The following is a 21,793-nucleotide window of genomic DNA, read 5'->3' as shown; positions in this document are numbered from 1 at the left end:
CCGGGTGCGCCGTCGAGCGTCCGATCAGGCGGTGTGAAGGGTCAGGCCGTATCGTCCGAGGATCTCGTTGACGGGCTGGAACCACGTCTCACCGCCGGAGGAGCAGTTGCCCCAGCCGCCGGAGGTGACCCCCTGGGCCTGGTCGCCGCTGATGAAGGACCCGCCGGAATCGCCGCCCTCCGCGCAGACGCTCGTCTTCGTCATCTGGTGGACGGCGCCCTGGCTGTAGTTGACGGTCTCGTTCTTGGCCAGGACGGTTCCGCAGTGCCAGCGGGTCGTGGAGCCGGAGCGGCAGATCGACGCGCCGACGGGAGCCTCCGCGGATCCACGGACGAGCCGGTCCGGTACGGTCCCCCAGCCGAGCACCACGGGGACCGTCCACCAGCCGCTGTGAATGCTGACGTACGCGTAGTCGTCGCCGGGGAACGAGGAGCCCTGGAAGGTGCCCATGGCGGACCCGTCCCAGCCGCGCACGGCGGCGCCGGCACGCCCGCAGTGCCCGGCGGTGACGAACCCCCCGTGCACGGAGAAGCCGATGGAACAGCGGACGTTGCCGGTGTAGTACGGGTCGCCGCCCACGGTGCCCGCGGCGTAGGTCCGCGGGGCGTTCGCCGTCTCGACGACGGTGACGGGGCCCTTCGTGCGAGCCTGTGCGACGAAGGCGCGTACGGCGGGCTCGGTCCGGGCCGCGCGGACCACCGTGACGACGACGCTGTTGGACCTCGGGTCGACGTGCCAGCCTGCGACGCCGACGGGAGCGGCGAGCGCGTCCAGACGGGACTTGGTGCCGTCGAGCGCGGCGGCGCTGTGGCGTACGAGTCGTGTGTCGGCGCCCAGGGCGCGTACGTCGGCCTCGTCGTTCCGGTCGGTGAGGGCGACGACGAGCCGTCCCGTGGTCGCCTCGAACCAGGCTCCGCCGTAGGAGCTGCCGCTGATCCGGCGTGCGTCGTTCTCCACGCGCGCCGCGGTCTTCTCGGCCCGTAACCGTTTCTCGGCCTGGTTCTTCGTCAGGCCGAGGTCCTGCTGCATGGCGTCAAGGAGTCCGGACGACACCGTGGGCGGGTCGGCCGCCGGGGCGGCGCTCGCGGTGCCCGAGTGGGCCCCGCCGAGTCCGACGGTCAGCATCAGGGCCGCGACGGCGGCGCGGAGGGCGGATGTGCGTCTCACGGGGCCTCCAGGTGAGGGGAATCGGATCGACCTGAGAGCGCTCTCAACGAGCGCCGCGACCACGCTAGCGGGAGAACGTTGTCAGGCCCATACCAACGATGGGCTCACGGTCGACCCGGATGGCGCGGCGCGGCCCTCAGGCCGCGCCGCTCGGTCCTACGGCTTCTCCTGGGCGTTGAGTGCGGCCACCTCCTCGGTGGTGAGTGCCCTGTCGTAGGCGTGGACCTGGTCGACCGAACCGTTCCAGAAGTCGACGTTGCCGCCGTTCCACTTGGCCCTGCCCACGGAGAGCGGTCCGGTGCTCACGTCCGCCGGTCCGGGGGTGGCGGTCGCCACGAGGGCACCGTCGACGTAGAGCCTGATCTCGTTCTTCGCGGCGTCACGGACTCCGACGAGGTGGTACCAGCGGCCCGGTTCGGGCGTCGTGACGTAGCGGGCGCGGTTGCCGCCGGGCGTGCTGAAGGCGAAGGCGCCCTGCCCGTACTGCAGATAGAAGGGGTTCTCCTGGCGCCGTCCGTCCTGGCTGACCACGGTGGCGTAGTTGCCGGGCAGGGAGCCGAGCGTCGCCCAGGCGGAGACGGAGTAGCTCGTGGTGGTGTCGAGCACCGGGCCGTCGGTCTGGGCGTACCGACCCTGGCCGTCGAACGTCAGGGCGCTGCCGCTCACCCCGGGGCTCCAGGTGGTGCCCTCGGTGAGCTTCAGGGGCTTGGCGTTGGGACCGGCGTCCCGCGCGGTCGTTCCGGTGCCTTCGTCGAGGGCCCAGGAGCCGCCGCCCTTCAGCTGATCGCGCTCCCCCGCGGCGGCGCCGGCCGCGATGACCTTGCGGTTGACCTCGCGGACGCGCGCCGGGTCGACCTTGATGTCCCGGCGGTCGTACGTGTAGAGGCCGTTGAGCTCGTTCTCCAGGTCGGAGATCTGGGTGTAGACGGAACCGGAGAGCTCGGCGCCGGCGGCCTCGAGGTAGAACTTCTCGGTGTTCTCGACGTACTTGCGAGTGAGCGCCTCCTTGTCGGCGACACCGCTGTAGATCACCGTCGGCGCGCCGGGCCACATGTGGCCGGGGGTGCGCAGGGTGAACCCGCCGTGCTCACCGTCCATGGCGGCTCGGTTCGCGTCGGGGTAGGCCGGGTCGGTGTTGTTGTAGTCGTGGTGGTCGATGATGTCGCCCTTGCCCGAATCCCCCTTGGAATTGCAGCAGTTGACACCGCTGTGAGCGTTGACGACACGGGAGGGATCGGCCTGCTCGACGGACTCGGCGATGCGTCCGGTCTCCTCGCGGTTCCACTCGCCCCAGCCCTCGTTGAAGACGATCCAGCCGATGACGGAGGGCGCGCTGTGGTGCTGGCGCATCATCTCCCGGCCCTGGTCGACGAAGGCCTTCCGGCCCGTCTCGTCGGTGAGGTCGCCCGAGACGAAGTCCTGCCAGACGAGCAGGCCGAGCCGGTCCGCGTGGTAGAACCAGCGCGGGGACTCCACCTTGATGTGCTTGCGTACGGCGTTGAAGCCAAGCTTCTTGTGCGCCTCCAGGTCGAAGGCGAGCGCCTTGTCGCTGGGCTGGGTGTAGAGGCCGTCGGGCCAGAATCCCTGGTCGAGAGTGGCCAGGGAGAAGACCGGCTTGCCGTTGAGCACCAGCTTCCGGAAGCCGCCGACCTTCTCGATCCCGATCTTCCGCATGCCGAAGTAGCTTTCGACGTTGTCGGTCGACCTGCCGTCGATCAGCTTCACGTCGAGGTCGTAGAGGTACGGGTCGTCCGGGCTCCAGAGCCGCTGCTTCGCCACGGGCAGGCGCAGCTCGCTGTTGGCCGGGCCGGTGACCCGGCCGACGACCTTGCCGCGGTCGTCGCGGGCGACGGCCTCGACGCGGGCCCCGCCCGAGGCGTCGTCGGACGCGACGGTCACGGCGAGGCTGCCGGTGTCGATGTCGGGGGTCGTGACGACGTCGTCGATGGAGACGGGGGCGACCGGTTCCATCCAGACGGTCTGCCAGATGCCGGAGGACTGGGTGTAGAAGATACCGCCGGGGTTGGTGGACTGCTTGCCGGTCGGCTGGTTCCGGCCGCCGGTGTCGGTGACCGCGACGACGATCTCCTGCGGTCCGGTCCCCTTGATCGCGTCGGTGACGTCGGCGCTGAACGCGTTGTAGCCGCCGGTGTGCTCGGCGACCTGCCGGCCGTTGACCCAGACGCGGGCCTGGTAGTCGACGGCGCCGAAATTGAGCTTGAGCCGGTTGTTCTTCTCTCCCGTACCGACCTTCCAGTCCTTCGGCACGTTCACGAGCCTGCGGTAGAACATGTGGTCCTCGTGCCGCTCGATTCCGGAGAGCTGCGCCTCGACCGGGAACGGCACGGTGATCTTCTCGCCGAGGTCCTTGCCGAAGACCGGTTGTTCGCCGGCGCCGGCACCGGCGAACTGCCAGGGACCGTTGAGGTTCTTCCACTTGCCGCGCACCTGCTGCGGGCGCGGGTACTCGGGCAGCGGGTTCTTCTCGTCCAGCCCGTCGCCCCACTCGGTGGTGAGCCGGTGAGCGGAGGCGTTCGTCGCGGAGCGGAGGATCTGCGGAACGGTCTCCTCGCCGCTCTTCAGGCCGCCCTGTCCGTCGTAGTCGATCCGGACCCGCTGGTTCTTCTGGATGGGTTCGGCGAGCGTGACGAGCAGGGAGTCGCGGTCGTCCGGGGCGACCGAGACGGAGCGGATCGGCATCGGCGTGGTGTCGGCCTCGACCGTGAGATGGTCCTTGACCGCTCCGAGGCCGGAGACCTCGTTCTCGAACCGCGCGCGCAGCCGGCGGCCGCTCTCGTCGACGGTCAGCTCCACCGGGTAGACCTCGAAGTCGGCGGGCGGGGTGAACGCCGACTCCGGCACGAACTGCTTGGCCATCGTCGGAGTCGACCAGCGCAGGAACATGTTCGCCCGCCGACGTCCTGGAACATCTCCAGACGGAAGTCGTGCTTCTCGCCGGCGGTGAGCCTGACCGGCGCGCTGGTCTGCTCCTTGTCCCAGTCGGGTATCCAGTGATCGATGACCGGCTCTCCGTCGATGAAGAGACGGAAGCCGTTGTCTCCGATGCCGTGGAAGGTGTAGTCGCCGGTGGCCGGGGCCTGGATCCGGCCCGTCCAGCGGGCGGTGGTGTGTTCGGCCTGTCCGGTGAGACTCTGGAAGGTGCCGGTCAGACCGGAGAAGTCGATCTGCGGATCGAGGGACGTGCCGCCGAGTTCGGCGAAGTCCCGTGCGCCCGGGGCCGACATGCTGAAGTACTCGCCCTTCAGGCCGTGCACCTCGATGGCGGGGCTCTGAGCGGCGGGGGCGGACGCGGCGCGGGTCGGCTCCGCGGCGGATGCGGTGGGGATCAGGGCGCTCGTGGGCAGCACCAGGGCGGCCGCGGCGAGCAGCGCCCACATTCTGGTTCGGGAGCGGGTGTGTCGTCGTGTCATCGAATCTTTCCTCGTGACAGAGGGGAATCGGAGCGGGACCCGGGAGGGCGTGACGGCTGAACCGCCCGTGCGAGGTGCCATGTCCGTCCCGGCGCCCGGGTATGCCCGGCAGTCGCCGCGCGGTCGCGTGGGCGGGCCCGGGCCGACGGCGTCCCGGCCCGACGCAGCGCGGGCACAGGGTGGTCGCCAGCAACGACCAGCCGTCATTCCAACGTTGGAAAACTGTGTGCAGCGGAATGACAGCACGCCGTCCGGCGGCTGTCCAGACCTCCGGCAGTCCCTGACTGATCGCCCGTCACACACCTTGCCCCGGGACGCGGTTGCCGCTCCCGGACACATCGCGGAAACCTTGCGCCGCACTCTTGCCGCACATCGCAGGACGCGGTTATAACGTTGTAAAGCCGCCGCGGCCGCTCCGCCACGTGACTGCTTCGAACCCTGGTTCTCCCAGGTCAGGCCCGCTCTCACCAAGCCTGTCGGTCTTCCACGGCAGGTTGACAACGTTTTCCCACCTCGCGCGACCGCACGCCACTCGGCGGTGCTGTCCCCCGCCAAGGAGTGCCCTCAGATGACCCTTCCGCAGAGAACCCGCACGCTCGCCGTCGCCTGCCTCGTGGCCGCCACCGCCTCGCTGGCGCTGTCCGGTTGCGCCAAGTCCGAGACCTCGGACAACGCGGGCGGCGACAGCAGCCAGGGGGCGCAGTCGGTCCAGACGCCCTCGGCTTCGGCCGGCCCCGGCTGCACGCTCACGAGCTACGGCGCCCCGAAGCTCGACCTCAGAAACGCCGTCGTGGGCTTCTCCCAGTCGGAGAAGGAGGCCAACCCCTTCCGTATCGCGGAGACGCAGTCCATCAAGGACGAGGCCGCGAAGATCGGCGTGAAGAAGCTGCTGACCACGAACGCCCAGTCGCAGCTCCCCAAGCAGATCAGCGACATCCAGGACATGCTGGCCCAGGGCGCGCAGTTCCTGATCGTCGCCCCGCTCAACTCCGACGGACTGGAACCTGCCTTCCAGGCGGCCGCAGCCAAGAAGGTGCCGGTCCTCACGATCGACCGCAAGGTCAACGCGACAGCCTGCAAGGACTATCTGACCTTCCTGGGCTCGGACTTCGTCGAGCAGGGCAAGCGTGCCGCAGACGCGATGATCAAGGCGACCGACGGCAAGGGGAAGGTCGCGATCCTCCTCGGCACCTCGGGCAACAGCGTCACCACCGACCGCACCAAGGGCTTCGTCGACCAGGTCAAGGCCCAGGCGCCGGGGCTGGAGATCGTCGCGCAGCAGACCGGCGAGTTCTCCCGTGACAAGGGCCAGCAGGTGATGGAGCAGCTCATCCAGTCGAAGCCCGACATCACGGCGGTCTACGCGGAGAACGACGAGATGGCCCTCGGTGCCGTCACCGCTCTCAAGGCCGCGGGCAAGGCTCCGGGCAAGGACGTCAAGGTCGTCTCCATCGACGGCACCCGGAACGCCGTACAGGCCCTCGCCAACGGCGAGCTCAACGCCGTCATCGAGTCCAACCCGCGCTTCGGTCCTCTCGCGTTCGCCACCGCCCAGAAGTTCTACGCCGGCGAAGGCATCCCCGAGGACGTCATCATCTCGGACCGCGCCTACGACCCGGCCAACGCCAAGGAGTCCCTCGGCGGCGCGTACTGACCCCGGGGTCTCGTCCGGGTCCGGCCGCCGCCCCCGCGTGAACGGCGGCCGGCCCGGAGCACGTACCCCGGGCCGCGCGGGCCACGAGTCGCCCCCGGGCATGCGGCCCTCGCCGACCGGGGCCGCCCCGCCCCACCCACACGATCGATCTCCGGAAGGCCACGTTCATGGCACCCCCCGAAGCGGCACCCCCCGAAGCGGCACCGTCCACGGCGAGCGGGACCGAGCCGTCGGCCGCGCCGACGGTGCTGGAGGCTCGCGGCGTCGGGAAACGATTCCCCGGCGTCGTCGCCCTCGACGACGTCTCGTTCACGCTCCGCGCAGGCGAGACCCATGCGCTCGTCGGAGAGAACGGCGCGGGCAAGTCCACCCTGATCAAGGTACTCACCGGCGTGCACCGGCCGGACAGCGGCGAGTTGCTGCTCTCGGGCCGCCCGGTCCACTTCTCGCGCCCCTTCGACGCGCAGCAGGCCGGCATCTCCACGATCTACCAGGAGGTGAACCTGGTCCCGCTCATGAGCGTGGCGCGCAACATCTTCCTCGGCCGCGAGCCCCGGACCCGCCTCGGGCTGATCGACTTCACGCGCATGCACGACGAGGCCACCGCCCTCCTCGGCGGGTTCGGCGTGTCCGTCGACCCGCGTCGGCCTCTGCACACCCTGGGCATCGGCTCGCAGCAGATGGTGGCGCTCGCCCGCGCGGTGTCGGTCGAGGCGCACGTCGTCGTCATGGACGAGCCCACCTCGTCCCTGGAACCGCGCGAGGTGGAGACGCTGTTCCGGGTGATCGGCGATCTGCGGCGGAAGAACATCGCCGTCGTCTACGTGAGTCACCGCATGGACGAGCTGTACCGGATCTGCGACCGGGTCACCGTGCTGCGCGACGGCCGGCACATCCACACCGGCGATCTGGCCGCCCTGGACCGGATGCGGCTGGTGTCCATGATGCTGGGCCGGGAGATGTCCGAGGTCCGCCGGGACGGCGTGACGAGCTTCGCGGGCGAGGGCCACGACATCGCACGCAAGCCCGTCCTCACGGCCGAAGGGCTCGTCAGGAAGCACCAGTTGGACGACGTGTCGCTGGAGCTCCACCCCGGCGAGGTGCTCGGCCTCGGCGGTCTGCTGGGCTCCGGCCGCAGCGAGACCGCGAAGGCGCTCGCCGGCGCCCTGCCGCTGGACGCGGGGCGGATCGCCATCGACGGCGCACCGCTGGGCCGGTTCTCCTCCGCGAACGCCATTCGTGCCGGGATCAGTCTGCTGCCCGAGGACCGCAAGGCCGAGGGCATCGTGCCCGGTCTCTCGGTCCGCGAGAACATCGTGCTCGCTGCGCTCCCCCGCCTCTCCCGCGCCGGCATCGTCTCGCGCACACAGCAGGACCGTGTCGTCGACATCTTCATGAAGCGGCTGCGGATCAAGGCGTCGAGCCCCGAGCAGAAGGTCGGCGAGCTGTCCGGCGGGAACCAGCAGAAGGTCCTTCTGGCCCGCTGGCTGTGCCTGGAACCGAAGGTGCTGCTGCTCGACGAACCCACCCGCGGCATCGACGTCGGCGCCAAGGCCGAGGTCCAGGCGCTGATCGACGAGCTGGCCCAGGAGGGCCTCGCCGTCCTGCTCATCTCGTCCGACATCGAGGAGCTCGTCGAGGGCTCCGACCGGATCGTCGTGCTGAGGAGCGGGGCCACCGTCGGCGAGCTGACCGGCGATCAGGTGTCGGAGAGCGCGCTGCTCGCCGTGCTCGCCGACCACTCCCCCACTCCGGCCTCGGCGGCCACGGAGGGAGGGCCGTCCGGCACCCGACCTGCCACGGAGGAACGGGCCGCCACCCCGCCGGCCTCCGAAGGACAAGCAGCCACCCCGCCGGCCTCCGAAGGACAGGCCGACACCCGGCCGGCCTCCGAAGGACAAGCAGCCACCCCGCCGGCCCCCGAAGGACAGGCCGACACCCGGCCTGCCTCTGCCGGCGAGGCGCTGGTGAACGATCAGCACGTCCCGGCCCCCGCCTCGGCCACGACCACGGCCACGGGCCTCAAGGAGGACCCACGATGACCACCCAGGCGACCGCGGCTCCGGCCCGCGCCTCCGCACGACTCAGCGCTCCCGCGTGGTTCCAGGAGTACGGCGTCTACGCGGCGGTGGCCGCGCTCCTTCTCTTCAACGCGGTCTTCACCGAGCACTTCCTCACCGTCGACAACCTCCGCACCCAGCTGATCCAGGTCGCCCCGATCGTCATCGTCGCCCTCGGCATGGCGCTGGTGATCGGCACCGAGGGGGTCGACCTGTCGGTCGGCTCCGCCATGGCACTGGCGGCGGCGCTGCTGCCGCTGTACCTGGGCTACGGCCTCGTGCCCGCCCTGCTGATCGCGCTGCTCGCCGGCGCGGTGGTCGGGGCCGTGAACGGCGCCCTCGTCTCGGTCGTCGGACTGCAACCCATCGTCGCGACCCTGGCCCTGTTCGTCGGCGGGCGCGGTCTCGCCCTCGTGATGGCGGACGGCCGGCTCAAGCAGATCGTCAACCCGGACCTGCTGTCACTGGGCACCGGCAGCTTCCTCGGCATTCCGCTGGTCGTCCTCATCGCGGCCGTGCTGGCGCTCGCGGTGGCCTTCCTCGTCCACCGGACCACGTTCGGGCGCCAGGTCGTCGCGATCGGCGGCAACCGGTCCGCGGCCGCCCTCGCCGGGCTGCCCGTCAAGCGGGTGCTGACCGGGGTCTACATCCTGTGCGGGGTGCTCGCCGCCCTGGCGGGCGTCCTCGCCACCGCCCGCCTCACCGCGAGCGACCCGTCTTCACTGGGCACCTTGATGGAGCTGTCCGCGATCACCGCCGTGGTCGTGGGCGGGACCCCGCTGAGCGGGGGGTCCATCCGCGTACTGGGCACCGTCGCGGGTGCGCTGTTGATGCAGTTGCTGCGCGCCACGCTCGTCAAGCACGACCTGCCGGACTCCACCGCCCAGATAGCCCAGGCGGCCATCATCGTCGCCGCCGTCTACGTCGCACGGGAGCGCCGATCCCGATGAACCTCATCTCCTCGCTCGCCTCACCGGGGACGGGCCCCACGTCACCCGTGCCGCCCACCGGGAGCGGAGCCGCCGCGGACCGCAGGGGGGCCGACGTCTCCGGCCGGGAACGGCTCGCCGCGCTCCTGCAGCGCCAGGGCGTGCTCGCCGTCCTGCTCCTCGTCGTCGTGATCGCCTCCTTCGTCTACCCGACGTTCGCCACACTGGACAACGCGCGCGGCGTGACGGTACAGGCGTCCTTCCTGGCCATCGTGGCGCTCGGCATGACCCTCGTGATCATCACGGGTGGCATCGACCTCTCCGTCGGATCGGTCTTCGCGCTGGGCGGCGTGCTCGCCGCGTGGGCCTCGCAGTGGGGCATCCTCCCGGCACTGCTCGTCCCCCTCGTGGTGTGCGGAGCGATCGGCATGGTCAACGGGCTGCTGATCGCCCGAGCGGGCATGGCGCCCTTCATCGTCACACTCGCCTCACTGCTCGGGGCGCGCGGGCTGCTGCTCGCCCTGACCGACGAAGGGGCCACCACCTATCTCGTCCCCAAGGACTCGGCGTTCGCCACTCTCGGCCAGGGCGGCGTCGGGGGCTTCGGCTACCCGATACTCATCGCGCTCGTCCTCTTCGGCGTCGGTGGACTCGTGCTCCAGCGCACGTCGTTCGGCCAGACCCTGTTCGCCGTCGGCGGCAGCGCCGACGCGGCCACGCTGATGGGACTGCCCGTCGTACGCGCGAAGGTGACGGTGTATCTGTTGAGCGGACTCCTGGCGGGGTTCGCCGGGGCCGTGAACGCGGCGCGGCTCTCGTCCGGTGTCACGATCATCGGCACCGGCATGGAGCTCGACGCGATCGCCGCCGTCGTCATCGGCGGGACCCTGCTCGTCGGAGGCGCCGGATCGGTGAGCGGCACCCTGTGGGGCGTCCTGCTGCTGGCCGTCATCCAGAACCTCATCAACCAGATCGGTTCGCTCAACTCCTCGTACCAGTCGGTGGTCAGCGGCGGATTCCTCATCCTCGTCGTGGTCGCGCAGCGGTACCTGTCACGCAGCCGAAAGAGCACCTGACGCCGGCTCCCCGGGACCCGGATACCACCGGGCCCCGGCCTCCGGGCCCATGCCGATCAGAGCCGAACAAGAGGAGTGCCGTGGGCGTCAGCCTCAAGGACGTCGCGCAGCGGGCAGGCGTGTCGATCAAGACCGTGTCCAACGTGGTGAACAACTACCCCCACGTCACACCCCGGATGCGCGCCAAGGTGCAGCAGGCCATCGACGAACTCGGCTACCGGCCGAACCTCACCGCCCGGCATCTGCGCAAGGGGCGCACCGGCATCATCGCCTTCGCCGTGCCCGAACTGGGCAACCCCTACTTCGCGGAGCTGGCCGGCGCCGTCATCGACGCCGCGGCCCTGCACGACTACACCGTGCTCGTCGACCACACCGCGGGTCTGCGCGAGCGGGAACTGCTGGTCTGCCAGGAGTTCCGTTCCCATGTCATCGACGGGCTGATCCTCAGTCCCATCCATCTGGAGACCGCCGACCTCGTCGCCCGGCAGGAGACCTCGCCCCTGGTGCTGCTCGGCGAGCGCGAGTACGACGCGCCCTACGACCAGATCGCCATCGACAACGTGGCGGCCGCGCGCGACGCGGTCCGCCACCTCCTGGACCTCGGCCGCCGCCGTATCGCCTTCCTCGGCTCACGCACCGGCCGCGAACGCCGGCCCGCGCATCTGCGGCTGCGGGGCTGGCGCGAGGAGCTCACCGCGGCGGGCCGGGAACCGGACGAGAGACTGGTCGTGGCCACGGACGGCTACGGTCGCGCCGACGGGGCGGCGGCCATGGCGGAGCTCCTGGAACGAGGGGAACGGCCCGACGCGGTCTTCGCGTACAACGACCTGATCGCCCTCGGTGCCATGCGCACCCTCACCGAACGCGGCCTCCGGGTCCCCGACGACGTCGCCGTGGTCGGCTTCGACGACATCGAGGAGAGCCGCTACGGAGCGACCAGTCTGACCACCGTCCGCCCCGACAAACAGGCCATCGCCCGCCTCTGCGTCGACCGACTCGTCGAGCGGCTCAGCGGCGGACCGGTGTCCGAGCCCCGCAGGATCAGCCCCGGGCATCGACTCGTCGTCAGGGAGTCGACCGGGGGAGGGCGTTCCGGCAAGCACCAGGCAGGCGGCGGCGCCCCGGCAGCCGACTGACCCGCGGGCCTGTCCGCGCCCATCGCTCCCGCTCGCGTCCCTTCGTACCGGCTCCGTCCGGCCACCGCTCGCACCGAGGACTCATCATGCCCCGACCCACCGTCCGCCACCGGCCGTTCGGCACCGCCCCGAGTGGTGAGGACGTCGGCCTCTGGAGGCTGGAATCCCCCTCCGGCGTGTACGCCGAGATCCTCACGTACGGAGGCGTCCTGCACGCGCTGGGCGTGCCCGACACGCGGGGCGAGACGGCCGATGTGGTCCTGTCGCTCCCTTCGGTCGACCAGTATGCCGAGAAGAGCCCCTACTTCGGCGCGCTGATCGGCCGGTACGCCAACCGCATCGCACACGGCCGCTTCACCCTGGACGGCGCGACGCATCACATCCCGGCCAACGACCGCGGCCACGCCCTGCACGGCGGTCCCGAGGGATTCGACACCAGGGTGTGGCGGGCCACTCCCGTCGCGGGCGACGAAACGGCCGCGCTGCGCCTGTCGTTGCACAGCCCCGACGGCGACATGGGGTTCCCGGGCGCGCTCGACGTCACGGTCACCTATGCCCTCGACGCGGCCGGCACGCTGTCCTTCGCATGCGCGGCCACGACCGACCGCCCGACCGTGGTCAGCCTCAGCAACCACGCCTACGTCAACCTGGCCGGGGCCGGGGACGTCCTGGGTCACACCCTCCAGGTCGACGCTCCCGCCTATCTGCCGGTCGACGCCGACGGGATTCCGCTCGGCCCACTCCAGGACGTGACGGGCACCGCCTTCGATCTGCGCTCGCCCCGACTCCTCGGGGAGCCCGTCCGGTCGGACGACGAACAGATCCGCCGGGCCGGAGGATACGACCACTGCTGGGCCCTGTCCGGCGAGGAGACCGGGCGGCCGCGGCGCGCCGCCCGGCTGGCGGCTCCGGCGGGGACCCGCGTCATGGACGTGTGGACCACGGCGCCAGGGCTCCAGGTCTACACCGCCAACCAACTGGACGGCTCGCTCACCGGCGACACCGGCCGTGCCTTCGAACGGCATGGCGCGGTCTGCCTCGAGACGCAGCACTTCCCCGACGCTCCGAACCGGCCCGCCTACCCCAGCGCCGTGCTGCGCCCCGGTGCGACGGCTCACCGCCGCACCGAGTTCCGCTTCCCCCACCTCGCGGGCGGCGGAGCGGGCCGCTGACGCCACGGGCCCGACGCCGGTCGGGCCGCCCCGGCAAGGGTGCCCTCGCCGGGGCGGCCTGAGTGGACGCAGCGGTGCCGAGCTCTTCCGCCCATGTGCCCCCCTCGGCCGTGAACGGGATCGAAGCGAGCGGTCTAGCCGGCGCCTCCGTTCCCGCCGGCCCTCCGCTCCCAGGCGGCGGTGAACATCTCGTGCAGCGGCGCCGTCGGCAGGATCCGGCCGAACGGGGCACGGATCTCGTTGCCCCACAGCGGGCGCACCTCGTGCGCCGCCAGCTTCACCGTCTCCAACGGCAGATGCGGGGCCTTCAGCTCGCTCCACTCACCCGGCAGGAACACCGTACGACCGGCCCGCGCGCGCTTTGCCTCCACCACCGCGCCGGTGGCGAGCAGCTCCGTCCGGACCTCCGCGTGCCGCTTGGCCGACCAGCCGTTCCAACGCCGCACGTTGCGGTCGGAGGGCGCCGCCAGCGTCGCCACCTGGAGATACAGCGCCGCCGCGTCCGACCCGACGCCGAGTTCCCGCGACACCCGCGTGATCAGTTCCGGGCAGGACTGCCGCGGATCCGCCTCGTACGCGCCGGCTCGCACGGCCCCCGAGCGGGCCCGCCGCATCATCCGCTCAAGGCCTCCGCCGGGCAGCAGCGGTGCCACCCGGTTCAGCTCCTCGGTCAGATCGGCGACCTCCTTCACTCGCCGCCACACATCGGGATCGGCAACCGCCGCGGGCCGGAGGAAGGAGGCGCCACCGGGCGCGCACACCACGAGGGGCCCGGAGTCGTACGCGGTGACCGGGACCGGCCCCGCTTCCTTGCGACGGCCCATCGCCACCGGCAGCAGCCCGGGCCCGAACCGCTCGGCGATCCGCTCCGAGGTGTCCTGGACCCGTCCGCCGGGCAGCGCCAGCAGGAGCTCCGGACGCTCCAGTTCGGCCAGCAGCCGCTCGTACAGGGCCGTCGCGCCGGCCACCGCCGGGTCGCCGACGGGACGGTCCGTCCACGCCCACACCAGCGCGCTCGCGATCCGGTCGACCGGGATGCCCACCGGGGTGCCGTAGGGCAGATCGGGTCCCGCCGGCGGCACGGCCCGGACCTCCACCCCGATGCCGTACGGCGTCGCCGCCAGCTCCCAGTCGGTGGCCTCCACGGTCGCGTCCTCGGCCGCCTCGTACCCGCCCGCCAGCCGCCGGGCCCACACCTCGCAGAGCCCCAGGTCGACCTCCAGGGCGTCGGCCGTGTCGTCGTGCACGGCGGGCAGCGCACCGAGAAGTCGCCGCCAGACGACGGCCATCCGTTCCACCGCCGCTTCGACACCGCCCGGACGCCACAGCTGGGCCGGATCCTCGGGCAGAGCTGCCGCCAGGACGGCGCGCCGACCGGCGCTCCCTAGCCGCGTGTGCAGGCGCTCGTACGACTCGACCGTCATCGGAGTGGCCTTGTAGGGGGCCTTGCGCGCCAGAGCCCGGTCCTCGTCCCCGGCGCTCCCGCCGACCAGCCCGGCCACCACCAGCCGGGCCACAGCCCTTCGAACACCCGTCAGTTCGGCGAACCTCGCGGCCGCCGCCTCCGGCAACGGGACCGGACCGTGCGCGTCGATCGCCGCCACCAGGGCCCGAAGCCGGGTGGCGTCGTCCCGCTCCACGCGGACCGGTCGCGCCTCCGGTACCGCCGCCGGTACCGGATCGTCGTGACCGTCGTCAGCCGCGGGTGCGGTGAACCAGCATTCCGGCCCACTGCCCCGCACGGTGGCGGATGCCACCGGGAGACCTCCCTCGCGCAGTCCGTCCAGAGCGCCGGAATCGGGTGCGCGACCCACCCACCACCGGCTGCCCGAACGGGCGAACGGCTGGTCGGCCCAGGTGTCCAGGAGCGCCAGCAGAGCGGCCCGCGCCGCCTCCGGGGTGGGTGCCACTGCCGCCCGCCACGCCACGGCGTCGATCGTGCCCAGCAGTTGTGACCAGTCGTGCGGGGCCGCCGAAGGAGAGAGCCTGCGCACCTCCTCCACGATCGTCCCCGCCAGGCAGGCGCCGTCGGCGGCGAGCGCGCTCAGCGTCGCCGGCAGGGCCGCCTCCGGGGTCCTGCGCCACGGGTCGGGCGCTCCGTGCGAGACCAACCCGGCCAAGGCGGGCATCAGTTCGGTGTCCGGCGCTGCTCGGCGCGGTCCGGTCGGCGGTGCCTCGCCGAGGAGGGTGACGCGCCGGTGCAGGGCTCGCCGCCGCTCCTCCACGCGCGCGGCCCGTCGGGCCACCGCCACGACGGCTTCCGTCAGCACCGGGTCGGCGACGTCCGGCAGTTCCCTGACCACGGCCGCGCGCAACGCCTCCGCGCCGTCGAGGGCGGCCGTCAGCAACGCGTCCGCCGTCCGTGGTCCCACGGACCGCAGCGCCCGGGATCCGGCCGCGTCCCGGGTCCGCAGGAGGTACCAGAAAGCCGGTGGCAGGGCCACGCCGCCCGACACGGTGGCCCGCCGGGCCGGACTCACCCGCGTGTGCCGGGGTGAGCGGTGCCCGTCCTGTTCCCACAGCAGTGCGCCGTCGGCGGCGTACGCGCGCACGCCTGTCCGGGTCTCCGCCTCGGCGAGGACCACGTCCTCCACCGCACCCTCCGGCGGCGCCCACAGGCCCCAGGGCTCCTGCCCCGGCCGGTCGATGGCGAACCGCGCGGTGCGCCCGTCGATGCTCTCCACCAGGAAGCGGTCGGGCGTGTGATCGCGGTACCGGGTGCCGAACAGCACCCGGGTGCCCACGAGCCCGTCCCGGCTGCCCAGCGGCGAGTCGGTGAGAGCGGCAGGCAGCGGAGCCAGCTGCAGGGCTTCCACGGCGAGGCTCATGCCCTCCTCGGACGGTTCCGCCGCCGGAGCGGCGCTCGCGGCGCGCCCCGGGAAGTCCGGCAGGACCGTCGGGCCCTGGCGGACCCCGGTGACCGGGTCCACCACCTCCCAGGGCTTCCTCCTGTGGACGGCGTTGGTCCAGATCCGGGAGCCGTCGCCGAGCTGCAGCTCTTCCCGGTCGATGCCCTCCGTACCGCCCGGGCGCAGCACGCGTGTGCCGCCGTGCCGTCCGCCACCGTCGGCAGTCTCGAACTGGAAGCCGTACGCCCCGTCCAGACTGCCGCCGAACGGCACCAGCCCGCCGACCATTTCAGGCGTGAAACGCTCCTCCGGGCGGTCGGCCCACACCGCGGTGTCGCAGAAGGAGCCGGCCTTCAGGGTCCAGCTCACCAAGAAGGAACCGCCCACGTAGTGGACGGCGAACCTGCTCGCGTCCTGCGGCACCGTGAACCGGCAGGAACCCCGCACCCCTTCGGGCGCGACGGCGACCGCCCGGTCCCGCCCGAACACCGTCAGCACCGGCCAGGTGGACGTCACACCGGCCACGCCCGGCAGCCTCGCGTCCGCCTCCTCCGGCCCGGCGTCCGCCGCGAACTCGGCGTACACCGACTCCAGGGCCGGCCAGGCCAGTTCCTCCGGAAGCCCGGCCGTCAGCGAGCGCCTCAGCGCACCCGCGGCGCCCGCCCCGGCGAGGGCGTCGGCGATGCCGCCGAGCGCCGTCACCGTCGGCCGGTCCAGCAGGGTCTCCAGCTCGGTCACGGCCTCCTCGGCTCCGGCCATGCCGCCGCCCCCGACCGTGTCGACAAGCTTGCCGACCCGCGCTGCCACTTCATGGGCGATGCCCTCGTTGCCCGGCAGGAGGGTCACGGCCGAACCGGGTTGCCGGCGGGCCATGGACCAGTTCGGCAGCAGGTTCGCGTGCACGGTCCCCTCCAGTCTGCTGCCGAAGACCGGATCCGCGGCAAGCGCGGCGAGGTCCCGCCGGGACCCCTCGCCCCAGAAGCGCATCCGGACCGCCGGACCCGGGTCGACGACCGTGACCCCGGCCGCCAGGGCGGCGTCCAGTACATCCGCGTCGAAGCCCTGGTAGTGGTGCCGGGTGGTGTGCAAGGTCACCGGCTCGCCCGCGGCTCGCAGTCGCGGCCCCAACCGACCCATCAGATCGAGGAGTTCGGCCGGCAGCGGCTGCCTCGCGACCCCGCCGCCGGACTGGGCCGCGTACTGGTACATGTGCACGAAGTGTCCGACCCAGTGGTGCGGCCCGCCCTCCGGGACCACGCGCCCGGACTCCATCGCCTCCGTCGCGCCGCAGGCGATCAGCATCCGGAGCCACGCCCCGCCGTCGGTGACGCCGTCCGGAAAGACCTCCACCAGCCCGGCCGCGACCGTGTCCGTCGGCGGATGGGCTCGGAGGACCGGGGCCGCCGCGGTGAGCAGAGCGTCCGGCACCGACTTCTTCCTGGTGACGGACAAGAGCGAGCCCACCAGCCGCGCGACCTCCTCGTCCCCGTGCCCGGCCGCCTTGGCCGAAGCGCGCACCCGTCGCACGAGATCCGCCGGCAGGTCCGCAGGCGAGCCCGCCCAGGCGGTCAGGAACGCGTCCAGGGCCACATGCGCCGCGTCCGGATTCAACGTCTCGGCGAGGAAGCGCTGGTGGGCCCCGAACTCCTTGGCGGGCATGGCCCCGCCCTTGGCGAACAGCAGCGCGTTGGCCCGGCGGTAGCCGGCATCCACCGGCAGTCCGTGCTGCGCCTCCGCCGCCCGCGCCGCCGCGTACGCGCGTCCGCCCGGCCGGCTGCCATGACCGATCAGCCGGTGGCCCACGGTGTCCCAGAACCACGGCAGGTGGGCCGCCGGCAGTCGCCGCGCGCGGGCGGCCATCGCGTCGACGAACCGGCCGGGCTTCGCCCGGGACCGGTTGAGTTCGGAGCCCATGTCGTCGATCAGGCCACGCGCGATCCCGGCCGCGTCCGGGTCGTGGGCGGTGACCCAGTCGGCATAGGTCGTCGAGACGTGCGGAGCGGCGGCGGGCAACAGGGAAGCGAGCGAGACGATCACGCCTGGATCGTCGCATGCCCTACCGACATCGCCCCGGGGGTCGACTTGCGGACGGAAGCGCTCGGGCCGCGCCCGGCCGCCCACCACCGCTGTGAGGCCGGGCGCCGGCCCTTTGGAGCCGGCGCCCGGCGGGTGCGCGGGTCACGTATCGGTCGGGTTTTACGCCCGCTTCTCAGGGCGGGCCCTGGCGCGGAGCCGACGGCGCCTCGGCTGGTCCGGCAGCCAGCCGAAGGCGAGTGAGCTGCCGACGAGGCCGAGGAGCATGCCGACGAAGAAGCCGCCGAGGTTCGACGTGACCCAGGTTCCCAGCGAGGCCAGGACGGCGACGATCGAGTAGAACAGCCGCTGACCTGGGTTGAGGACGATGAGCACACCCGACAGGATCATGATCACGGGCAGTACGTAGCCGACGAGACTGTCCGCGCCCGCCGTGAGGATGACGGAGATGCTCGCCTGCTGGGTGAACAGAATCTCGACGCCGCCCAGGGCGACGGCGAGGCCCGCTCCGAAGGGGCGGCGGTGGCGCCATCGGCGGAACGTCCGCCACGGGTGCCGGCCGCTCGGGGCGGGCGGGCCGGTGTCCGCGGGTTCGACGGTGGTCTCCGACCCGGCCGTCATCGTCAGCAGCCCCTGGAGCTGAAGCTCATGTGCAGGTCGGGCAGGGTGAACCGGGTCGCGGTCGTGGCGTAGTTGGTCTGGCGCACGTTCTTGATGGTGACGGTGTCGGCCTGCTGGCCGAAGACGCCGAGCGGCCCCTTGACCGGGGGCTTGTCGAAGGTGCTGGCGTCGCCGCCGATCTCGATGTTGTCGAACGCGGCGAGCTTGCCGGAGATCTCGGTGGAGTCGGTGGTCAGGCCCGACGCCTTGACCGGTGTGCCCTTGTTGCCCGCGGTGATGTGCAGGAAGGTGCCGCCGAGCTCCACGCTCTGGCAGAGGTTGGTGAGTTCCGCCTCGCGGATGGCGGTGATGATGACAAGCACCTGCCCGCCGGTGTCGCCGGCGTTGGGGCTGCCCTCCGGCATGTTGTCCAGGCCCCCGAACTGACCGAAGCCGGTGCCCTGCAGGGTGTCTGCCGTCACGGTGAACGGCATCCCGGAGATGGCGAACTGGGCGGCGAGCGCTCCCTGTGCGGTGAGGACGACGAGGGTGGAGGCGATCGCGAAGGCGGGTGCGCCCATCAGGGCCGCGCGCCGGAAGCGCACTCTGCCGCGGCGCTCGGAGCCGTCGCCCAGGGGTAAGGAGGAGGTGGTGTCCGTGGAGTCTTCGGACAGAGCCATGAGGTGCTCCTGACATGAGTGAGGAAACAGACCTGTGGCGGCGATGTCCTGGCGCGGACGGTTCCCCAACCTGCCCGGGTCTTCCTCGGACTCGTGCCGAGGCGGCATGCCGCAGGGAACCTCTCGGACCGTACGCCCGTCATTACTCCAGAGTCAACTACTGTGCGAATAGCGGGTGTTGCTCATCGGTGTCGATGGTTCCGCTGGGGCGCTCAGGGACGCGTGAAGGGCGAGACGACGACATGCACCAGGATGTCGAGCAGTCGCGGGAGCTCCCCGGTCCGGTCCTCGTCGACCGCGCGGTGCACCGCCGCGTAGACGGCCCCGACGACGGTGGCCACCAGCTCGTCCCTCTCCACGTCGGGCGGTGCGGGAGGCGCGTCCACGAAGAACCGGCGGAAACTGGCCAGAAGTTCGGCGCGTGCCCGACGCCCGGCAGGCCCGGCGCACTCGATCTCGACCACCATCCTCGCGAAGGCGGGCGTCTGGCCCAGGAGTGACAGCATCACTCGCAGTCCGGACCGTACGGCCGCCGCCCATTCCGCTCCGCCGCCCGCCTCGTCGTAGGCCTCCTGCATGGCCCGCACCACCACCTGCGTACCACCGCGGTACGCGGCCAGCACGGCGTCCTCCTTGCCCGTGAACAGGGCATAGAACACCGGCCGGGTCACTCCGGCGGCGGCGCAGATGTCACTGATCCGGGCACCGCCGTACCCATTGGCCGCGACGGTACGGGCGACTCCGTCGAGGAGCCTCTCCCGCTGCCGCGACGCGACCTGTTCGGGCGTCAGCCGGCGCGGCCCCGGGCGCAGGGAACGTTCCGGGTCGCGGCCCGTACGGGCTCCCGGCAGGATCTGCCGCTCCTCGGTCGGGCGAGCGCTCTTCATCGGCCACATCCCTCCAGGGCTGTTGACGTCACATACTCGACAGGTTTACAACCCTGATGGGTTTTCCTCTCGTGTGTCCGGTGGAGGGGCTCCACGAGACGGGATCGTCTCCACCACCGCACACCGCACGGCCTATCCCGCTCCTCCGTGTATCACGCTCCTCCGTGTCCCGCGACACGCTCCGCCGATCCGTGGCGCCGGATCGGCCCGGCGGCGATCGCGTACCGCCCGCACGACCGTACGAGCCGCGTTCCCCCTTGATCGGCGTACTCCGCCGCGTCCGCACCCCACGCTGCCCGGCCGCGCCGTCCTTCCCTCGCTCCCCTTCACCCGCGCTCCCCCTCGCCCACGCCCGCCGAACCCCAGCGGCGGACGCCGCTGGGAGCCGTGCTCGGCGATGTCCGGCATCCCCCGGCTGTGCCGAGTTCCACCACCCTCACCGCTGGATCGAAAGGACCCCCACCATGAACAAGCGAGCCCTGTCAGCCACCGCCGGTGCTGCCGTCGCCGCCGTCCTGGCGGCCACGTCCGCGGCCACCGCGGCCGGCAGTGTGCTGACGACCGGCAGCGCGGGCGGCCCCGCCGTCGCGGTCGGCGATGTCGTCGCCGCGTCGCTGTCCTCCGGCACGACCGCCAAGATCGCCACCACCTCGGGCGGCAGCACCGGCATCACCTGCAACGCCTCCGGCTTCTCGGCCACCGTCACCGGCAACCCCGCGGCGCCCGGCACCGCCACCGAGACGCTCAACTCCCACACCCTCAGCAGTTGTACGACCAACATCTTCGGGGCGACCGGCGTGCAGAGCATCACGGTCAACAACCTGCCGTACACCACGTCCGTGACCTCCGGCGGCAGCCTCACCGTCAGCGCGGGCAGCACCGGGCCGATCCAGACCACGCTGAAGATCAACACCGTCCTGGGCGTGACGACCTGCGTCTACCGGGCCACCGGCCTGACCGCCTCCCCCTCCAACACCGACAACTCGCTCACCTTCACGAACCAGCTGTTCACCAAGGCCAGCGGCCCGGGCACCTGCCCGGCCAACGGCTACTTCTCGGCGAAGTACGGCCCCGTCCAGGACATCACCCAGGGCGGCGCCGCGGTCTTCGTGAACTGACCGCGACCGGCCACACAATCAAGGAGACGTGGGTCCCCGGACCGATTCGGGTCCGGGGAACCCTCGTCTCCACGGCAGTGCTCGACGCCGTGACGGTGCGTCAGCGATCGCTGTCGAGCACCTCGTGCAGGGTCTTCGCGAAGTCCGCCGGCGCTCCCTGCTGACCGAACTCGCCGCCCAGGAATCCGCCGTGGTGGCTCGGGAATCGCGTCAGCTCCGTGCCGATCCCGGTGGCGATCTCCGCCGCGGCGCGGGCGGGGAACTCTCCCTCGGACTCCTCGCCGGCCGCGATGACGATGCGCGTCGGCGCGGCACGCAGCGCGTCGATGTCGGGCCGGTAGCTCGTGCAGCCGCGCATGTTCTGACCCAGCAGCGGGTCGTCGCGCGAGCCGTCGTCCTCGGTCGGCAGCCCGAAGTCGGCCGGTGAGGGAGCCGGCTCGTCGGCCCAGTTCGCCGGGAAGGGACCCTTGCGGCTCGCCACCGCGAAGAACTTCGCCATCGCGGGCCCCATCCCCTCCCGCAGGTACGTGGCGTGAACGTCCGCGCAGACCTCCAGCGCGGCCTCCCGGTCCGGGAGGACCTGCGCCGTCGGCGGCTCGTGCGCGACCAGCGTGCGCACCAGGTCTCCGTGCGCCGCCACCAGAGCGAGGGCGTTCACCGCCCCGCCACTGCTCGCGAAGAGATCCACCGGCCCCGCGCCCAGCGCCTCGATGACTCGCCGCAGGTCGTCGGCGTGCTCCTCGGGTGTCGACTCCGTCGCGCCGTCGGTACGGTCGCTGCGACCGACGCCCCGAGGGTCGTACGTGACGACCACCCGGTCGGTGAAGTGCGAGGCCAGCGTCGCGAAGCCGGTGGCATCCATGGGCGAGCCGATCATGAACAGCGGGGTGCGACCGGCGGCCGCTCCGTCCGCGCTCCCCCGGATGTCGTAGCGCAGCGTGGCGCCGACGGCCTCGATCGTACGGGTCTCGACATCAACCATGACCATTCCTTCCGACGT

Annotated in this window: 13 protein-coding genes and 1 pseudogene; 7 read left to right on the top strand and 7 right to left on the bottom strand. The window is 71.9% G+C overall.

All coding sequences use genetic code 11. The features are described 5' to 3' along the window. Positions 1–24 precede the first annotated feature (24 nt). Together ACFQ7Q_RS06815 and ACFQ7Q_RS06810 are read right to left on the bottom strand one after the other, a co-directional pair. Positions 25–1,167 carry a S1 family peptidase gene (locus ACFQ7Q_RS06815; RefSeq protein ID WP_383550706.1) on the bottom strand — a complete coding sequence of 381 codons (1,143 nt, stop codon included), beginning with the start codon at positions 1,165–1,167 and terminating at the stop codon, positions 25–27. 156 nt (positions 1,168–1,323) lie between these two features. Beyond that, a pseudogene (locus ACFQ7Q_RS06810) lies at positions 1,324–4,598 on the bottom strand (LamG-like jellyroll fold domain-containing protein). A 568-nt stretch (positions 4,599–5,166) separates the two neighbouring features. Here ACFQ7Q_RS06810 and ACFQ7Q_RS06805 point away from each other — a divergent pair. The 6 genes from ACFQ7Q_RS06805 to ACFQ7Q_RS06780 all read left to right on the top strand — a co-directional run bounded on the left by ACFQ7Q_RS06805 (position 5,167) and on the right by ACFQ7Q_RS06780 (position 12,625). Then, entirely contained in the window at positions 5,167–6,252 is a 1,086-nt protein-coding gene (locus ACFQ7Q_RS06805; protein ID WP_383550705.1) for an ABC transporter substrate-binding protein, read from the top strand. Positions 6,253–6,419: 167 nt separating this feature from the next. Then, entirely contained in the window at positions 6,420–8,294 is a 1,875-nt protein-coding gene (locus ACFQ7Q_RS06800) for an ATP-binding cassette domain-containing protein (protein WP_383550704.1), read from the top strand. Next, positions 8,291–9,262, top strand: coding sequence for an ABC transporter permease (locus ACFQ7Q_RS06795; protein WP_383550702.1), 972 nt, complete (start codon positions 8,291–8,293; stop codon positions 9,260–9,262). Before ACFQ7Q_RS06800 ends, ACFQ7Q_RS06795 begins: the two co-directional genes overlap by 4 nt. Further along, positions 9,259–10,317 (top strand): ABC transporter permease, encoded by a 1,059-nt coding sequence (locus tag ACFQ7Q_RS06790; protein ID WP_383550700.1) that lies wholly within the window; start codon positions 9,259–9,261, stop codon positions 10,315–10,317. Before ACFQ7Q_RS06795 ends, ACFQ7Q_RS06790 begins: the two co-directional genes overlap by 4 nt. Before the next feature lie 80 nt (positions 10,318–10,397). Next, positions 10,398–11,453: a LacI family DNA-binding transcriptional regulator gene (locus ACFQ7Q_RS06785; protein WP_383550698.1), complete on the top strand. Its 1,056-nt coding sequence runs from the start codon at positions 10,398–10,400 to the stop codon at positions 11,451–11,453. 86 nt (positions 11,454–11,539) lie between these two features. Continuing rightward, a complete protein-coding gene (locus tag ACFQ7Q_RS06780) occupies positions 11,540–12,625 on the top strand; it encodes an aldose epimerase family protein (RefSeq protein WP_383550696.1) in 1,086 nt (361 codons plus the stop codon). A 134-nt stretch (positions 12,626–12,759) separates the two neighbouring features. On the opposite strand, the gene ACFQ7Q_RS06775 is transcribed toward ACFQ7Q_RS06780, so the two are convergent. The 4 genes from ACFQ7Q_RS06775 to ACFQ7Q_RS06760 form a co-directional block, all read right to left on the bottom strand. Then, positions 12,760–17,511 carry a hypothetical protein gene (locus ACFQ7Q_RS06775; protein WP_383550694.1) on the bottom strand — a complete coding sequence of 1,584 codons (4,752 nt, stop codon included), beginning with the start codon at positions 17,509–17,511 and terminating at the stop codon, positions 12,760–12,762. 159 nt (positions 17,512–17,670) lie between these two features. Continuing rightward, on the bottom strand, positions 17,671–18,129 hold the full coding sequence (locus ACFQ7Q_RS06770; protein WP_383550692.1) for a DUF6114 domain-containing protein: 459 nt from the start codon (positions 18,127–18,129) through the stop codon (positions 17,671–17,673). A gap of 2 nt (positions 18,130–18,131) precedes the next feature. Further along, on the bottom strand, positions 18,132–18,788 hold the full coding sequence (locus tag ACFQ7Q_RS06765) for a DUF6230 family protein (protein ID WP_383550690.1): 657 nt from the start codon (positions 18,786–18,788) through the stop codon (positions 18,132–18,134). Between the two features lie 212 nt (positions 18,789–19,000). Then, positions 19,001–19,675: a TetR/AcrR family transcriptional regulator gene (locus ACFQ7Q_RS06760; protein ID WP_383550688.1), complete on the bottom strand. Its 675-nt coding sequence runs from the start codon at positions 19,673–19,675 to the stop codon at positions 19,001–19,003. Positions 19,676–20,139: 464 nt separating this feature from the next. On the opposite strand from ACFQ7Q_RS06760, the gene ACFQ7Q_RS06755 reads away from it, so the two are divergent. After that, positions 20,140–20,793 carry a Tat pathway signal sequence domain protein gene (locus ACFQ7Q_RS06755; protein ID WP_383550686.1) on the top strand — a complete coding sequence of 218 codons (654 nt, stop codon included), beginning with the start codon at positions 20,140–20,142 and terminating at the stop codon, positions 20,791–20,793. Positions 20,794–20,893: 100 nt separating this feature from the next. On the opposite strand, the gene ACFQ7Q_RS06750 is transcribed toward ACFQ7Q_RS06755, so the two are convergent. Then, positions 20,894–21,775 (bottom strand): alpha/beta fold hydrolase, encoded by an 882-nt coding sequence (locus ACFQ7Q_RS06750; RefSeq protein WP_383550684.1) that lies wholly within the window; start codon positions 21,773–21,775, stop codon positions 20,894–20,896. Between the last annotated feature and the right edge of the window lie 18 nt (positions 21,776–21,793).

The sequence above is a fragment of the Streptomyces sp. NPDC056527 genome (genome assembly GCF_042794475.1).
GTDB lineage: Bacteria > Actinomycetota > Actinomycetes > Streptomycetales > Streptomycetaceae > Streptomyces.
This window is presented reverse-complemented; position numbering and strand designations above follow the sequence as displayed.

Bases quoted from the DNA above. Each gene is read 5' to 3' on its own strand.
- ACFQ7Q_RS06805 (WP_383550705.1), top strand. From the start codon at position 5,167: ATGACCCTTCCGCAGAGAACCCGCACGCTCGCCGTCGCCTGCCTCGTG.
- ACFQ7Q_RS06800 (WP_383550704.1), top strand. From the start codon at position 6,420: ATGGCACCCCCCGAAGCGGCACCCCCCGAAGCGGCACCGTCCACGGCG.
- ACFQ7Q_RS06795 (WP_383550702.1), top strand. From the start codon at position 8,291: ATGACCACCCAGGCGACCGCGGCTCCGGCCCGCGCCTCCGCACGACTC.
- ACFQ7Q_RS06790 (WP_383550700.1), top strand. From the start codon at position 9,259: ATGAACCTCATCTCCTCGCTCGCCTCACCGGGGACGGGCCCCACGTCA.
- ACFQ7Q_RS06780 (WP_383550696.1), top strand. From the start codon at position 11,540: ATGCCCCGACCCACCGTCCGCCACCGGCCGTTCGGCACCGCCCCGAGT.
- ACFQ7Q_RS06770 (WP_383550692.1), bottom strand. From the start codon at position 18,129: ATGACGGCCGGGTCGGAGACCACCGTCGAACCCGCGGACACCGGCCCG.
- ACFQ7Q_RS06765 (WP_383550690.1), bottom strand. From the start codon at position 18,788: ATGGCTCTGTCCGAAGACTCCACGGACACCACCTCCTCCTTACCCCTG.
- ACFQ7Q_RS06760 (WP_383550688.1), bottom strand. From the start codon at position 19,675: ATGAAGAGCGCTCGCCCGACCGAGGAGCGGCAGATCCTGCCGGGAGCC.
- ACFQ7Q_RS06755 (WP_383550686.1), top strand. From the start codon at position 20,140: ATGAACAAGCGAGCCCTGTCAGCCACCGCCGGTGCTGCCGTCGCCGCC.
- ACFQ7Q_RS06750 (WP_383550684.1), bottom strand. From the start codon at position 21,775: ATGGTTGATGTCGAGACCCGTACGATCGAGGCCGTCGGCGCCACGCTG.